This is a genomic window from Roseibium album, assembly GCF_001404515.1.
GTDB classification, from domain to species: Bacteria; Pseudomonadota; Alphaproteobacteria; order Rhizobiales; family Stappiaceae; genus Roseibium; species Roseibium album.
The window spans coordinates 643912-658616 of the sequence record NZ_CXWE01000002.1 but is presented as its reverse complement, the minus strand read 5'-3'; the positions used below and the strand labels follow the sequence as shown (position 1 = coordinate 658616).

Sequence of the window (14705 nt, the reverse complement as noted above, 5' to 3'; positions counted from 1 at the left end):
ATGCGGAACCAGTAACAAGTCGGGTGAGAGCAGGCCATGGACGACCTCCTCAGGGAATTTATTACCGAGACGAACGAGAGTCTCGATGTTGTTGACGTTGAACTCGTAAAATTCGAGCAAGAACCGAACAACGCAACCATTCTGAATAACATTTTCCGCCTGGTGCATACGATCAAGGGTACCTGTGGTTTCCTGGGCCTTCCCCGGCTTGAAGGAATTGCGCATGCGGCTGAAACCCTTATGGGTAAATTCCGTGACGGCGCCCCTGTCACTCAGGAAGCAGTGTCGCTGATCCTGATTTCGATCGACCAGATCAAGGACATTCTTGCAGAACTTGAAGCCGCCGAAGGCGAAGAGCCGCAAGGGGACGACAGCGAGCTGGTCGGTAAACTCGAGGACATGTCTGCCAAGGCCGATGCGGCAATGGCGAGTGGCGCCGAACCCGAAGCCGAGGCAGCTGAAGAAGCGCCGGCCGAGGCGGACGCTGCCGATGACGACGATCCGGATCAAACCCTTGAACGTCCGCTGCGGCCAGGTGAGGTTTCTCTCGACGAACTGGAACGTGCGTTCCAGGAAACCGAGATCGAAGTCGAGGTCGCGGACGTGGAGATCGTCGAGGCCGAGGACATCGCAGAAGAGGTGGACGAACCTGCCCCTGCACCGGTTGCCGCGAAGACCGAAGCCAAAGCCGAGCCCCTGAAGAAAGCCGCTGCGCAGAAATCGGGTACTGAAGGCGGGGAAAAGAAGGCTGCCGGCGGCAGTGTTTCAAACAAGAGCATTCGTGTCGCCGTAGATACGCTCGAGCACCTGATGACCATGGTGTCAGAGCTTGTGCTGACGAGAAACCAGCTTCTCGAAATCGTGCGTCGTCACGAAGACAGTGAATTCAAGGTTCCACTGCAACGGCTGTCCAATGTGACCGCGGAATTGCAGGAAGGGGTCATGGCGACCCGGATGCAGCCGATCGGCAATGCCTGGCAGAAGTTGCCGCGCATCGTGCGCGACCTCAGCCAGGAACTGGAAAAACCGATCGAACTGGAAATGATCGGTGCGGATACCGAACTGGACCGTCAGGTCCTTGAAATGATCAAGGATCCCCTGACACACATGGTCCGGAATTCGGCGGACCATGGTCTGGAAGGCCCTGATGAGCGCCGGGCTGCCGGGAAACCGGAAAAGGGCACCATTACTCTTGCCGCCTATCATGAAGGCGGACATATCATCATCGAAGTCCGCGACGACGGTAAGGGCATCGATGTCGAGAAAGTGAAATCCAAGGTTCTGGAACGTGGCCTGGCCACGGAAGCCGAATTCGAGAAGATGACGGATTCCCAGATCCACAAGTTCATCTTCGCGGCCGGATTCTCTACCGCTGCCGAGGTAACCAGCGTTTCCGGACGCGGTGTCGGCATGGATGTCGTGCGCAACAACATCGAACTGATCGGCGGTACCGTCGATTTGCGCTCGACAACCGGCAAGGGCTCCAGCTTCATTATCAAGATCCCGCTGACGCTTGCCATCGTGTCGACGCTGATCGTCGAGGCGAGCGGTGACAGGTTCGCAATTCCGCAGTTGTCCGTCGTGGAACTTGTCCGCGTCCAGACAAACTCGGAGCACCGCATCGAGCGGATCAAGGACACGCCGGTACTCAGGCTTCGAAACAAGCTTCTGCCGCTGGTTCACTTGTCCCAGCTTCTGGGTATCTACGAAGGCGAGGATGTCGATCAGGCGATCGATTCCGACAACGGCTTCATTGTTGTCATGCAGGTCGGCAGCCAGACGTTCGGTGTCGTGGTCGACGGTGTTTTCCATACGGAAGAAATCGTGGTCAAACCGATGTCTTCCATGCTGCGCAACCTCAACATGTTCTCCGGCAATACCATCCTCGGTGACGGTTCGGTAATCATGATCATTGATCCGAACGGCATCGCCGGTGCAATGGCAAGCCACGCTTCGAGCTCGGTCGCTGAATCGGAGGACGAAGAGCAGGAAGGCCTGCAGCGCAAGTCCATGTCCAGCCAAAACGCAATTTCGCTTCTGCTGTTCCGTGCCGGTGCGCCGGAGCCAAAGGCCGTGCCGCTGTCACTGGTCACGCGCCTGGAGGAATTCGAAGTTTCCAAGATCGAACGCTCAAACGGCAGGGATCTTGTGCAGTATCGCGGTTCCCTCATGCCATTGGTTTATGTCAACGACGGGGATGGCCACAAAACCGAAGGTACCCAGCCGATGCTGGTGTTCTCGGACTCCGGCCGTTCCATGGGTCTGGTCGTCGACGAAATCGTCGATATTGTCGAAGACCGCATGAATATCGAAGTCGGTTCCGAACGTCCTGGGGTCCTGGGATCCGCAGTGGTCAAGGAACGGGCGACGGAAATTCTGGACCTTGGCTACTACCTGCCTCAGGCCTTCGAAGACTGGTTCATGCGCAAGGAAATGGACATCGAGGCGCTGACGAAAAAGGTCCTTTTCGTCGACGACAGTTCCTTCTTCCGCAACATGCTGACACCGGTATTGAAAGCGGCAGGTTACGACGTGACAACCTGCATCGGTCCGCAGCAGGCATTCGAGTTGCTGGAGAACGGTGACAAGTTCCATGCAATCGTCAGCGATATCGAGATGCCGGAAATCAACGGGTTCGAATTCTGTGAATCCCTGCGCCGGGATCCTCGCTTCCGGAACATTCCGATCCTGGCATTGTCTTCGATGGTGACACCTGCATCGATCGAGCGCGGTCGTCAGGCCGGCTTTGATGACTATGTCGCCAAGTTCGACCGTCCCGGCCTGATCGCGGCTCTTAAGGATGTCTTCTCCAACGAACTGGGAGTTGCAGCATGAGTGTGCTCGAACACAAAACCAATTCGGACGCCGGCACCGCCAGTGACATGATCCAATACGTGACAGTGGTCATAGGAGGTCAACTTTTCGGCCTGCCGATTTCCCAGGTCCATGATGTGTTCGTTCCCGAGAGCGTGACGCGGGTTCCAATGTCTGCTCCGGAAGTCCAGGGCGTACTCAATCTGCGCGGACGCATTGTCACTGCAATCAACATGCGTCGCCGCCTGCATCTGCCGCCGTTGGAAGACGAACAGATGATGGCGGTCGGCATCGAGTACAAGCTGGAGAGCTATGGCCTCGTCATCGATACCGTCGGTGAAGTGTTGACGTTGCCGGCAGCTTCCTCAGAGCCGAATCCGTCAAACCTGGATCGTCGCTGGGCCGAGATTTCGGGCGGCGTTCATCGCCTGGACGGTCAGTTGATGGTGATTTTGGATGTCGATCGTCTTCTAGGTGCAATGTTTACCGAACCGATGGTAGCAGCGTAACGGCCGAACGGCCCATGAGTGGAGTAACGCCCGATGAAACAGTGCCTTGTAGTTGATGACTCCAGTGTCATCCGTAAGGTGGCACGCAGGATACTCGAAGACATGAACTTCGAGATTACTGAAGCGGAGGACGGCCAGCAGGCTCTCGACGCGTGCAGAAGCACGATGCCTGACGCCATTCTGCTGGACTGGAACATGCCGGTGATGGACGGTCTGGAATTTCTGACAAGCCTTCGTGCCGAAGATGGCGGAGAAAGCCCGGTTGTCGTGTTCTGTACGACTGAGAACGACGTTGCACATATTGCAAGGGCGATCCGTGCAGGAGCGAATGAATACATCATGAAACCGTTCGACCGGGAAATTGTCGAAGCCAAGTTTCAGGAAGTCGGCCTTATTTAGTATTGAGTTGGACGGTCATTAATGGCATTCGCGCAAAGAAGTGTTTCTGCTGGCGCCAGCCCGAGCAGCGACCCGATCAAGGTCATGGTTGTCGATGATGCTGTGGTCATTCGCGGTCTTCTGACCCGCTGGCTCGGGGAAGACAAGGGCCTCAAAGTTGTCGGTTCCCATAGGAACGGCAAGCTAGCTGTAGAAGATATCGAAAAAAGCAATCCGGACGTCGTGGTACTCGACATCGAGATGCCGGAAATGGACGGCATGACCGCCTTGCCGCTCATGCTGGCGAAAAAGCGGGACCTGGTCGTGATCATGGCGTCGACCCTGACACGCCGCAATGCGGAGATCAGCCTGAAGGCTCTTTCGCTCGGCGCTGCCGACTATGTGCCAAAGCCCGAGTCGAATTCCGAGGTCACGACATCTATCGATTTCCGTCGCGAGCTTATCGAAAAGGTAAAGGCGCTGGGTGCGCGTGCCATTCGTATGCGTGGACCTGCCAGGACAATGCGCGCCGAAACGCGCGCGGGAAAGAGCTCCCAGCCGGTCAAACCCGTTTCGGCCCGTCCCACTACGGATACGCGTGCAAGCTTTCGAGGTGCCGCACAGCCTGCCGCTGCCGCGGCTCCCAAGTTCCAGACACGACCATATTCTTCCGTGCGGCCACGCATTCTTGCGATCGGCTCGTCAACCGGCGGTCCACAGGCGCTGCAAGACGTCATGAAGGAAGTCGGCACGGCTATGAACGACGTGCCCGTCGTCATCACACAGCACATGCCGCCGACATTCACCTCCATTCTTGCGGAACATATGGGCAAGGCTGCTCTTCGTCCTGCCAAGGAAGGCGAGGATGGTGAAGTCCTCAAGCCCGGTACTATTTACGTTGCCCCGGGTGGTAAACACATGATCCTGGAGAAGGACGCCGGCGCCGTGAAAGTCCGTCTGACGGACGACCCGCCGGTCAACTTCTGCAAACCTGCAGTCGATCCTTTGTTCGACAGCGTTGCCAAGGCCTACGGTTCTGCGGTTCTTTCGGTGATTCTTACCGGAATGGGACATGATGGCGCTGACGGTGTGAAAACGATTGCTTCCGGTGGCGGCAGTGTGATCACGCAGGATGAGGCCACCAGCGTCGTCTGGGGCATGCCAGGTGCTGCGGCACAAACCGGGGTTTGTTGTGAAATCCTGCCGCTCAACCAGATTGGGCCGAAGATTGCACGCGTATTGAAGGGGAATACACGATGACTCCAGGTGAGTTTGAATTCCTCAAGACCTTTCTCAAGACGCGCTCCGGACTGGTTCTTTCGAGCGACAAGCAGTATCTGGTCGAAAGCCGGTTGCTGCCGATCGCCAGAAGCTCGAAACTGGAGACCCTGAGTGCCGTGATACAGACGTTGCAGCGCGGATCAAACCGGACGCTGGAAACCGATGTTATCGAAGCGATGACGACCAACGAGTCGTTCTTCTTCCGGGACAAGACGCCGTTTGATCATTTCAAGGAGACGATGCTGCCTGCCCTGAAGGAGGCGCGCGCATCGCGCCGGCAGCTCAAGATCTGGTGTGCGGCCGCCTCGACCGGCCAGGAACCCTATTCGCTGGGTATCTGTCTGAAGGAAGAGGCTTCCAAGCTACCAGGGTGGCGAACGCGGATTCTCGGGACGGACCTGTCGCTGGAAGTGCTGGAAAAGGCAAAAGCCGGTCTCTACAGCCAGTTTGAAGTCCAGCGCGGCCTTCCGATCCAGATGCTTCTGAAATATTTCGATCAGAAGGGCGACATGTGGCAAATCACGGCCGAGATGCGGTCGATGATCGAATGGAAGAAACTCAATCTTCTTGAGAGCTTTACGCATCTGGGAGAGTTCGACATTGTCTTTTGCCGGAATGTTCTGATCTATTTCGACCAGACCACCAAATCGGAAATCCTGGGCCGTCTTGCAAAGACGCTTCCAGATGACGGATTTCTGGTTCTCGGTGCAGCGGAGACAGTGGTCGGGTTGACCGATGCGTTCAAGCCGGTACCTGGAAAACGGGGACTGTTTCAGAAGAAGCAAGCCGTGCAGGCAGGAACAGGTTCTGCTGCAGGTCCGAGACTGGCTGTCGGTGGCGGTGTCGGGTTCCGCCGGTAACCGCACTGTCATGACAGATGTTTTCTTGAAAGGCGGTCAGTTGACCGCCTTTTTCGTATCCGGAGACAGCTGGCTGATTTTCTTGCGAACCTTTTCGGCATATTTCCGGCTCACGGGAACCTTTGTTCCCTCGGTCAGTTCGAGCCAGGTCCGACCGTCCTCGCGGACAACCCGAGCCATGGCCTGGAACGTCACCCAGTGGCTGCGATGAACCTGCATGCCGTCCTCGCCGGGCAATTCGGAGACAATGTCGTTGAAACGGTAAAGCACCATCCGCGTTTCACTGACCGTGACCAGGCGGACATAGTGTTCCTGAGCCTCGACACGCAGAACCGGAGCATCGAGAGGGGTGTCCAGGTGCCTTTGGAAGCCCATTTCCCCGGGGCGAACGGAATGTATCCGGTTGTCGTCCGCAGGAGAGGTGGCGATTCGAAGATCACGGTTTTTCATTTCAAACGGAAGCGCCTGGTTTGATGCCGCCTCTTCAGTGCTTGCTGCCGGCGTTGAGCCAGAAAGCTGCAAAAAGGGAATTGAAAGCAGGAAGCAGAGCACAAGATGATTGTCTGAAAGATAGACGAGTTCGAGGAGGAAGGACCCGATATGGGTCCGACCGGTCACGGAGTTGCCGGCTTCGACCGATGCACCCGATCCTACAAGCTCACCGAGTTCCGGTAATCCCAGGATAAGATCGAGCGCGGTTACCGCAAGAGCAAAGGGAACGAGGCTGACAAGTGCTGCAACGACCGCGTTCAGCCTGAAGCGGTCCCTGAGACCGGGCAATCTTGCAAACAATTCAAGAAAGGCGACGAACAAGCCGGCTTCCAGGAGAATTCGAACGGACCAATAGAGGTAAAGACCAGCGAGAGACCAGTTTTCGGGGCGCTGGATCTGCGTCGAAGCGAGAAGCCAGGCGGCGGCCAATGCAAGAAGAAATATCTGTATGTTTTTGTCGCGGATCATTGCGTGGCTCGTGTTTTCAGCCGTCCAAAGTAGGCTGCAACTGGCGCGTCATTCAAGAAGCATGAAAAATTTATAACTTAAACTGTTGTAAAAAATACAATATTCCTCTGATCGCCAAGTTTGAAGAAGTCGCGAAATAACGCGTCTTTGAAGAAGTAGCGGGTTTCCTTTCGTTTTCGTTGCGCCACTTTGACCGCAAGGGCACAGCGATGGGCGAAACGTGATCGTCCATCCGCGCAGTATTCGGGATGACCCTGCTGCCTTGGCCCCCACCGTAAATATGACAGGCTACCGGAGTGATTGACATGGGATTGAAAGTTGAACTGACACGGCGCTCCGCGCTGCTGGGCGCTGGAGGTGCAATTGCCGGCGCGAGCCTGATGACATCAAATCTTGCACAAGCAGCAGCGGACAAACAGGGAGCCATGACCGCGCCTGTTGCGCGCTACCAGGTCGGCGAGTTTGAAGTGAACACGCTTCTCGACGGTGCTGTCAGCGTCAAGGAACCGCAAAAAACGTTCGGCATGAATGTCGATGCGGATACGTTTACAACGACATCTGCAGAGAACTTCATCCCCGCAGACGCTTTCAAGGCCTACTTTACGCCGACGCTCGTGAATACCGGCAGCGAACTGATCCTGTTTGATACAGGGGTCGGTGAAGGAGGCCGTCCCGCACGCGGCAATATGAGGGCTGCACTGGAAAGCGCCGGGTACACGCCGGAACAGGTCGATGTGGTCGTCATTACTCACATGCATCCTGACCATATCGGCGGTTTGATGGAAGCTGGGGCTCCAGCCTTTCCGAACGCCCGCTATGTCACCGGGCAAACGGAATACGACTTCTGGTCAGGTATGGATCCCGAGGCCAATGGCGTTACAAAGCTGATGGCCAAAAACGTCAAGCCGCTGGCTGAAAAGATGACGTTCCTGAAGGGTGGCGAATCGGTCGCATCGGGTATCACGGCAGTGGATGCTCATGGGCATACACCTGGACACACCGTTTACATGCTTGAAAACGGTGGTCAGCAACTGCTGCTGGCAGCGGACACGGCCAATCACTACGTCTGGTCGCTGGCGCGTCCTGACTGGGAAGTTCGCTTTGACATGGACAAGGAAGCGGCCGCTGCGACCCGCAAGTCGCTCATCGGAATGCTTGCGGCAGACAAGATTCCTTTTGTCGGATATCACATGCCGTTCCCCGCGGTCGGCTATGTAGCCAGTGACGGCGCAGGTTTCCGGTATGTCCCGGCGTCTTACCAGATGCATCTCTAGACAAAGCGATAGTGACAAACGGGAAAGGGCGGGCTTGACGCCTTTTTCAGAACGGATATGTGGTCCGCTGAGTATTTCTCGGCGGACCACACTCTCGTTCGTGCCGGGTTTTCCGAAGAGACGGTCGTCTTCACAGGCACCCATGAGAACAGACTGCGATGAGTGACCGATCAGTTTGATTGGCCTGTGTCCATCCGGATGTGAATGTGTTTTGGCAAATACATGACCGGACCGATATCGGTCGCGTTTGCACGGCGGGCGCCGGTACCAGGTCATTCACATTCTTTTTCTCTTTCAAAATACTCGCGCAACAGTCCCACACGTTTCGGACGAAAGAATTCGTCGAGGAACTCCATCGAGCGGATCCGATCCAGGCGAAACATGCGAAAATCCTGCCTCAGGCAACACCAGGCGATCAAAGCCTGTACTTCATTGAAAAAATAGATGGTAAGCGGCCAGACTTTTCGTTTCGAACATCGATCATTCAGGTCAAAATATTCGAGGAAGACCGCCTGCTCGTTCCAGATTGATTCGCGAAGCCCGGAAAAGTCGGCTTCGGAGAAAGGTGTATTGCGCATGATATGGCTGCCAACCGTCGCATGTCTCAACCGTTGACGCATGTTTTGGGGAAGACTTGCCTCCAGCTTCACCAGCGCATTTTGTGCCGCATGGGTGAATTCGGAATTGCCCAGTTTTGATACGGTATGCAGACCGAGAGCGAGTGCGTCCACCTCGTCGGCGTCAAAATGCATCGGTGGCAGCGAAGGATCTTCCGTCAGCGTGTAACCAAAGCCCGCCTCGGCGTCGATAATTGCTCCTGACGACCTGAGACTTTGAATGTCGCGGTATATGCTGCGTTCCGAAATCTCCATTTCCTCGGCCAGCCGTGATGCTGTTACCGGGGAAGGCAATCGTCGCAATACCTGCATCAGGCGAATAAGACGATCTGAACGACTCACGCAAATCCTCCGGTTTTCATTTCAACCCGTTTGAGTGAATTTGAGCATAGAGCTACTGACAGGAATTGTCAGGAGGTGGCGAATATCTATGGGCAGCGCAGAAAAATCCACCCCAGAACAGCAGGTCAAGGAGACCAGCATGTCCCGTCTGACAACGATTCTCTCAATTCTAGGACCCCTGACAATGATGCCCACATTCCCAAGCCTTGCCGACGCCGGCAACAATCAGGACAAGCTCACCATCATCAATCCGGACAAGCTTCATGATCCCTCGGACCATGGTTACAGCGTGGCTGTGGTCGCGCCGGCCGGTGCGCGGCTTGCATTTGTTTCCGGACAAGGTGGTGTCAGTGCCAACGGGACCTATTCGGATGACTTTTCGGAGCAGGTTCAACAGGCCTATGCCAACCTGAAAACGGTTCTTGAATCGCTGGGCGCATCACCGGATCAGGTTGCAAAACTCTCTGTCTTTGTGGTCGATCACGATCCGTCGAAGCTTGGGGTCTTGACGGAAAATGTCAGGAACATGTTCGGCGAAACACTCCCTGCACAAACTCTGATACCCGTTCCGAAGCTCGCTATCGACCCGATGCTGTTCGAAGTGGAAGCCATCGTTGTTCTGCCTCAACAGTAGCGAACACACGACTTGCGCCGAGGATGATTATCCATCCTGAAACAAGTCGCCACCCGCGCCATTCAGGAGCCTGGTTGGCGAAATCAACGGGTACAAGGCGCTCCATGCAATAGAAAAGCCCCAGAAAACCGGGGCTTTTCGAATTCTTCAGTTGCCTTGGTGTCAGGCCGCAGCCTCGACTTCCGGTTCACGCAGAACATATCCACGGCCCCAGACCGTTTCGATGTAGTTCTTTCCGGAGGTCGCGGAAGCCAGTTTCTTGCGGAGTTTACAGATGAAGACGTCGATGATCTTCAACTCCGGCTCGTCCATGCCGCCGTAAAGGTGGTTCAGGAACATTTCCTTGGTGAGTGTCGTGCCCTTGCGCAACGAAAGCAGTTCGAGCATCTGGTATTCCTTGCCGGTCAGGTGGACGCGCTGGCCCCCAACTTCCACGGTCTTGGTGTCCAGATTGACCTTCAAATCGCCGGTTACGATCACCGACTGAGCGTGGCCCTTGGACCGGCGGACGATCGCATGAATGCGAGCGACCAGTTCGTCCTTGTGGAACGGCTTGGTCATATAATCGTCAGCGCCAAACCCCAGGCCGCGAACCTTGTCCTCGATGCCCGCGTTGCCGGACAAGATCAGGATCGGTGTCTTGACCTTGGACACACGCAGTGTCCGCAGAACCTCGTATCCGGACATGTCCGGCAGGTTCAAATCCAACATTATAATGTCATAATCGTACAGTTTGCCGAGGTCGATACCTTCCTCGCCAAGATCTGTCGTGTAGACGTTGAAGTTCTCGGACTTCAGCATCAACTCGATGCTCTGCGCCGTGGCGCTATCATCCTCAATCAACAATACACGCATGCCAATCCCCTTGTTCTGCCTTTCCTGGGCAAGTCGCAACGGCTCTGTCGGTGCCTGCTACGAAGGACTGTTGTTAACCCCGACTCAAAGCTACCGGTTAATGGTTAACAAAATATGATTCGCAGCGGCAAGCTCCAGCGAAATGAATCTGTGAACAACCAGCAACTTGTTGAATCCCAATAAAAAACGCAGATTCATAAAGCTTAATGTTGAACATTAAGAAATCGGCATAACCGATTCCGTTCAGATTCCTTTCGACAAAGCCGGTTTGACTTCGAAATGGCTCTCGCTTGTCAGCCTTCCAAAGGTTAAGATTAACCAGAGTCGTAAACGAAAGATTACCAAAACCGTTAACTACGAAAGGAATCTTCCTTGAAGGCGCTTTTCGCCGAAATTGATTCGCACATGCCGACCGAGATTTACGGGCGGGTTACTGCGGTTCAGGGGCTCCTCGTGGAGATCGCGGGACCGATTCACGAGATGAGTGTCGGCTCGCGTCTTTTAATCGACAGCGGTGAGGATAACCCGAAAGTTCCCGCTGAAGTGGTCGGTTTCCGCGACGGACACGCGCTCTGCATGCCGTTTTCGGGTCTCGAGGGTGTTCGGATGGGCTGCAAAGCCGTCATCAGTTCCCGCGAGAGCGTGGTGCATCCCGGCAATGCCTGGCTTGGCCGGGTGGTGAATGCACTTGGCGAACCGATCGACGGCAAGGGCGAGGTTGCGAACGGCGGTGTGCCTCGCAAATTGCGAAGCGCTCCGCCGCCGGCGTCAGAGCGCAAGAGGGTCGGTCCTCCACTTGACCTCGGCGTAAGGGCGCTGAACACGTTCGTGACCTGTTGCGAAGGCCAGCGCATGGGGATTTTCTCCGGATCGGGTGTCGGCAAGTCCGTCCTGATGTCCATGCTGGCGCGCAACACAAACTGCGACGTGGCCGTTATAGGCCTTATCGGCGAGCGGGGACGCGAAGTTCAGGAGTTCATTGAAGACGACTTGGGAGAGGACGGACTGGCGCGCTCCGTCGTCGTTGTCGCAACTTCCGATGAAAGTGTTCTCATGCGCCGTCAGGCGGCATATCTTGCCATGACGGTAGCCGAACATTTTCGTGACGAAGGCAGCAACGTCCTTTGCATGATGGATTCCGTCACCCGTTTCGCAATGGCCCAGCGGGAGATCGGGCTGTCTGTTGGCGAACCTCCGACGTCCAAGGGTTATACACCGACTGTGTTCACCGAACTGCCCCGCCTTCTGGAAAGAGCAGGTCCCGGCAAAACGGGTGATGGTTCGATCACGGGCCTGTTCACCGTCCTTGTGGAAGGAGACAACCACAACGAGCCGGTGGCCGACGCGGTCCGCGGCATCCTTGACGGGCACGTGGTGATGGAACGGGCGATTGCGGAGCGTGGACGCTATCCGGCGATCAACGTTCTGAAGTCTGTCTCCCGGACCATGCCGCGTTGCGTTCCGCCCGAACATCTGCCGGTCCTTCGCAAAGCCAGGCAATTGCTGTCGACATATACGGATATGGAGGAACTCATTCGCCTGGGAGCCTACAGGAAAGGTTCAGACCCGACCGTTGACGAGGCCATCCATCGGTTTACACTGATCGATGACTTCCTGAATCAGGGAAAAGACGAGGCGACGTCACTTTCTGACGGATATTTTCAACTCGCCAACCTTTTGGAAATGACTCAGGGGTAGACTGCCCAGGTTAGGGGAGTATTGAGTTATGAAAACCCGCGACAGTTTGATCCGTTTGAAGCGGTTTCAGGTTGATGAAAAGCGACGGCAACTTGCTCAGATCGAGAGCATGATTGCCGAGTTTAATCGAATGGCCGATGAGCTGGATGTCCAGATCACGACCGAGCAGGAACGTGTCGGCATCACCGACGTGACGCATTTCGCGTATCCGACATTTGCAAAGGCCGCAGCGGATCGGCGTGACAACCTGCGCAACTCGGCGCTTGAGCTTGATGACCAGTTGCAACGAGCTCAGGACGAGCTCAGTGAGGCCATCGAAGAACTCAAGAAGTTCGAGCAGTTGGAAGAGCGCGATCATCAGCGCGAGAAGACTGCGCAGGAGATTGCCGAACAGGATGAGCTTGACGAAGTCGCTGCGCGGGTTCGGCTGCGCTAGCAACAAATGTAGCCCGGGCAGAGAGGTTTAGCGGGTCACTCGAGCCCAGGCGGGCATGTATTTCGAATGCCTGATTGCCAAGACCGGTGATCAGGCTTTGTCGTTTTGAGAGATTGAAATAAAACCCTCAGCGTGCTGCCTCGTTGAAATTCGACCGTGGCATGAACACTTGTTTGTGAACTGATTCGTTCGATCTTCTGGGGGCATGCTCATTCTATGCGACTTTTTCTGGCAGTGCTTTTGCCGTTGTCCACGTTCTCCTTCGCTCTCGGGCTCACTCAGCCACTCATGCGTTTTGAACGTCTGTATTTTCTGGAAGATCGCCCAAACCTGATCGAAATGATTACGGAGTTGTGGCGACAGGAAGACATGGCGCTGGCCACGATCGTCGGTCTGTTCTCGATCGGATTTCCTGCTGCGAAAATCCTGCTGATTCACATCGCTGCCATGACGGGTGGAAATTCCCGGTCGCTTGCACTGCTGTCGATGGTCAGCAAATGGTCAATGCTTGACGTGATGCTGGTTGCGCTGGTTCTGTTCGCAGCCAAGACCAGCGGTCTTGCGGCGGCGGCAATTCTTCCGGGCCTCTGGTTTTACGCGGCGGCGACATTGTCGACAGCCTTTGCGGCGAGTCTATGCACGCGGGCCTGAAGCGTTCACCGGAAACTCATGCCGGCTGGGTGCGGCTGGGTTCCCTTGCGGTCTTGTCCCGGCGGCGGGCCTGAAAGTCGTCGCAGCGTCCCTGTCTTGCATTGGCTGCATTCGCGATCTGTTTGACATAGGCGGAAGTCCATTCCGCTCCCTGCGCGGCAGGCAGTTTGAGATGCGTGCACCTTGCCTTGGCCAGCAACGCGAATGCGGGGACGTCCAAACCCGCCTTTGCCGCAGTTCTGAGGACGACATCCCGTTTGCCATTGAACATGGCGTCCTTGAGTGCGGATTGTGCAATCCTGCCTCTTGTGCTGAGCAGTTCGATCGCGTGGTTGAAACGGCCGTCCTGCAGCAGCAGGATAATAAGTTCGTCAAGCGTTACCGCGGAACGCTCGGCTTCGCGCCACAATATGCCGATGTCCGGATTGTTCAAAGTGTCGCCGAATGTCTTGCGAAGGACTTTCAGTCTTGCGATCTGGTCCAGCTGTTCCTGGGAAAGCGAGCCTTCGATAATGCTGCGCAGACGCTTCCTGGTTTCGTCGTCGACAAGCGGCAGCAACTCCTGACATACGGCAGGAGAAAGATCCGAGCGAAGCGAGAGGTCCTCCCTCAGGACCTCATCTTCCGCTGCAAGCTTGACAAATTTGAGCATTGTCTGGCGCGACAGTTTCGTTTCCTTGTTGCCGGCCAGTATGCGGTGAACCGCGATGTCGCCCTTGGCAGCCAGAACGTCTGAAACCTCGGTTGGCAGATCCTTGCGCCGCGCCAGCACCTGCATGTGGGCGCTGCTTACCTGTTCGATCAGGAGAAGGAGATCATCCCGGGTCAGGAGCGGGCACTCCGCCAGGACCGGCATCGCGACATTCACCTCATCCCTGGCAATCCTGTGCACCAGGTCCGCAGGGCTTTGCGCGCAAGGCGCAATCTTCTGCGCCAGAAGCAATCGGTCGTTTGCAGCGCCAGTGCTGTAGATCTTCAACATTACCTGGGCGAAAAGTTCCAGTTCCCGGCCCGATCTTTCGTCAAGATCGGTTGCGACGAGTTTGCTCACCTCGGCAAATAGCTTTTGCCGCGCCTCGACTGTCTCATCCTCCGCGAGCCTGATGAGTGAACTTGTCATATTGCCTCCGTTAAGAGGAAGAATTAGCCAATATTGTTATTTTTACGTTACCGAAAAGTGGAATCTCGAAGTAATTACCTTACGTTAGTTTTTCTAGATTTGTGCAATCCAGAAAAAAAAGAGAATTATTTGATTTGGTGAAATAAAAACTGAAACTGGTTTCAGTTTTTCTTTCCCGGGCATGAAAACCGTTGAACGGTGAAGCGGATGGCTTTCCTTTGGGCCTGGTTCTTTCCTATTGTCGGAGCGAGAGAACGGTACGGTCCTCTGTCATTA

14 protein-coding genes are annotated in these 14705 nt (G+C 55.6%); 10 read left to right on the top strand and 4 right to left on the bottom strand.

The window, feature by feature from the left end; all coding sequences use genetic code 11:
• Nucleotides 1–36 precede the first annotated feature (36 nt).
• Genes LA5095_RS08240 through LA5095_RS08220 form a run of 5 tightly spaced genes read left to right on the top strand, consistent with a single transcriptional unit; the run spans nucleotide 37 to nucleotide 5842 of the window.
• On the top strand, nucleotides 37–2835 hold the full coding sequence (locus LA5095_RS08240; protein ID WP_055113782.1) for a hybrid sensor histidine kinase/response regulator: 2799 nt from the start codon (nucleotides 37–39) through the stop codon (nucleotides 2833–2835).
• Complete coding sequence (locus LA5095_RS08235) at nucleotides 2832–3323, top strand: chemotaxis protein CheW (protein WP_055113780.1); 492 nt, start codon at nucleotides 2832–2834, stop codon at nucleotides 3321–3323. The genes LA5095_RS08240 and LA5095_RS08235 overlap by 4 nt, the downstream gene beginning before the upstream one ends.
• Before the next feature lie 33 nt (nucleotides 3324–3356).
• Nucleotides 3357–3722, top strand: a complete 366-nt coding sequence (locus LA5095_RS08230; RefSeq protein ID WP_029064636.1) for a response regulator — start codon at nucleotides 3357–3359, stop codon at nucleotides 3720–3722.
• A gap of 21 nt (nucleotides 3723–3743) precedes the next feature.
• The gene (locus LA5095_RS08225) at nucleotides 3744–4961 is read left to right on the top strand and encodes a protein-glutamate methylesterase/protein-glutamine glutaminase (protein WP_055113778.1); all 1218 of its coding nucleotides are present in this window, start codon (nucleotides 3744–3746) and stop codon (nucleotides 4959–4961) included.
• Entirely contained in the window at nucleotides 4958–5842 is an 885-nt protein-coding gene (locus LA5095_RS08220; RefSeq protein WP_055113776.1) for a CheR family methyltransferase, read from the top strand. The genes LA5095_RS08225 and LA5095_RS08220 overlap by 4 nt, the downstream gene beginning before the upstream one ends.
• A gap of 36 nt (nucleotides 5843–5878) precedes the next feature.
• On the opposite strand, the gene LA5095_RS08215 is transcribed toward LA5095_RS08220, so the two are convergent.
• Nucleotides 5879–6802 carry a LytTR family DNA-binding domain-containing protein gene (locus LA5095_RS08215; RefSeq protein ID WP_055113774.1) on the bottom strand — a complete coding sequence of 308 codons (924 nt, stop codon included), beginning with the start codon at nucleotides 6800–6802 and terminating at the stop codon, nucleotides 5879–5881.
• Between the two features lie 305 nt (nucleotides 6803–7107).
• Here LA5095_RS08215 and LA5095_RS08210 point away from each other — a divergent pair, with 305 nt between their 5' ends.
• Complete coding sequence (locus LA5095_RS08210; RefSeq protein ID WP_055113772.1) at nucleotides 7108–8076, top strand: MBL fold metallo-hydrolase; 969 nt, start codon at nucleotides 7108–7110, stop codon at nucleotides 8074–8076.
• Nucleotides 8077–8348: 272 nt separating this feature from the next.
• Here LA5095_RS08210 and LA5095_RS08205 read toward each other — a convergent pair whose 3' ends face one another.
• Complete coding sequence (locus LA5095_RS08205) at nucleotides 8349–9035, bottom strand: helix-turn-helix transcriptional regulator (RefSeq protein ID WP_082442654.1); 687 nt, start codon at nucleotides 9033–9035, stop codon at nucleotides 8349–8351.
• Between the two features lie 139 nt (nucleotides 9036–9174).
• Here LA5095_RS08205 and LA5095_RS08200 point away from each other — a divergent pair, with 139 nt between their 5' ends.
• Nucleotides 9175–9669: a RidA family protein gene (locus LA5095_RS08200; RefSeq protein WP_055114302.1), complete on the top strand. Its 495-nt coding sequence runs from the start codon at nucleotides 9175–9177 to the stop codon at nucleotides 9667–9669.
• Between the two features lie 162 nt (nucleotides 9670–9831).
• Here LA5095_RS08200 and ctrA read toward each other — a convergent pair whose 3' ends face one another.
• Nucleotides 9832–10524, bottom strand: a complete 693-nt coding sequence (gene ctrA, locus LA5095_RS08195; protein WP_029064643.1) for a response regulator transcription factor CtrA — start codon at nucleotides 10522–10524, stop codon at nucleotides 9832–9834.
• A gap of 372 nt (nucleotides 10525–10896) precedes the next feature.
• Between ctrA and fliI the strand changes: the two genes are divergently transcribed.
• The 3 genes from fliI (at nucleotide 10897) to LA5095_RS08180 (ending at nucleotide 13309) form a co-directional block, all read left to right on the top strand.
• Nucleotides 10897–12222, top strand: coding sequence for a flagellar protein export ATPase FliI (gene fliI / locus LA5095_RS08190; RefSeq protein ID WP_055113768.1), 1326 nt, complete (start codon nucleotides 10897–10899; stop codon nucleotides 12220–12222).
• A 28-nt stretch (nucleotides 12223–12250) separates the two neighbouring features.
• Entirely contained in the window at nucleotides 12251–12658 is a 408-nt protein-coding gene (locus LA5095_RS08185) for a flagellar FliJ family protein (protein ID WP_029064645.1), read from the top strand.
• A 216-nt stretch (nucleotides 12659–12874) separates the two neighbouring features.
• Nucleotides 12875–13309, top strand: a complete 435-nt coding sequence (locus tag LA5095_RS08180) for a paraquat-inducible protein A (protein WP_055113766.1) — start codon at nucleotides 12875–12877, stop codon at nucleotides 13307–13309.
• 16 nt (nucleotides 13310–13325) lie between these two features.
• Here LA5095_RS08180 and LA5095_RS08175 read toward each other — a convergent pair whose 3' ends face one another.
• Nucleotides 13326–14429 carry a DUF2336 domain-containing protein gene (locus LA5095_RS08175; RefSeq protein WP_055113764.1) on the bottom strand — a complete coding sequence of 368 codons (1104 nt, stop codon included), beginning with the start codon at nucleotides 14427–14429 and terminating at the stop codon, nucleotides 13326–13328.
• Between the last annotated feature and the right edge of the window lie 276 nt (nucleotides 14430–14705).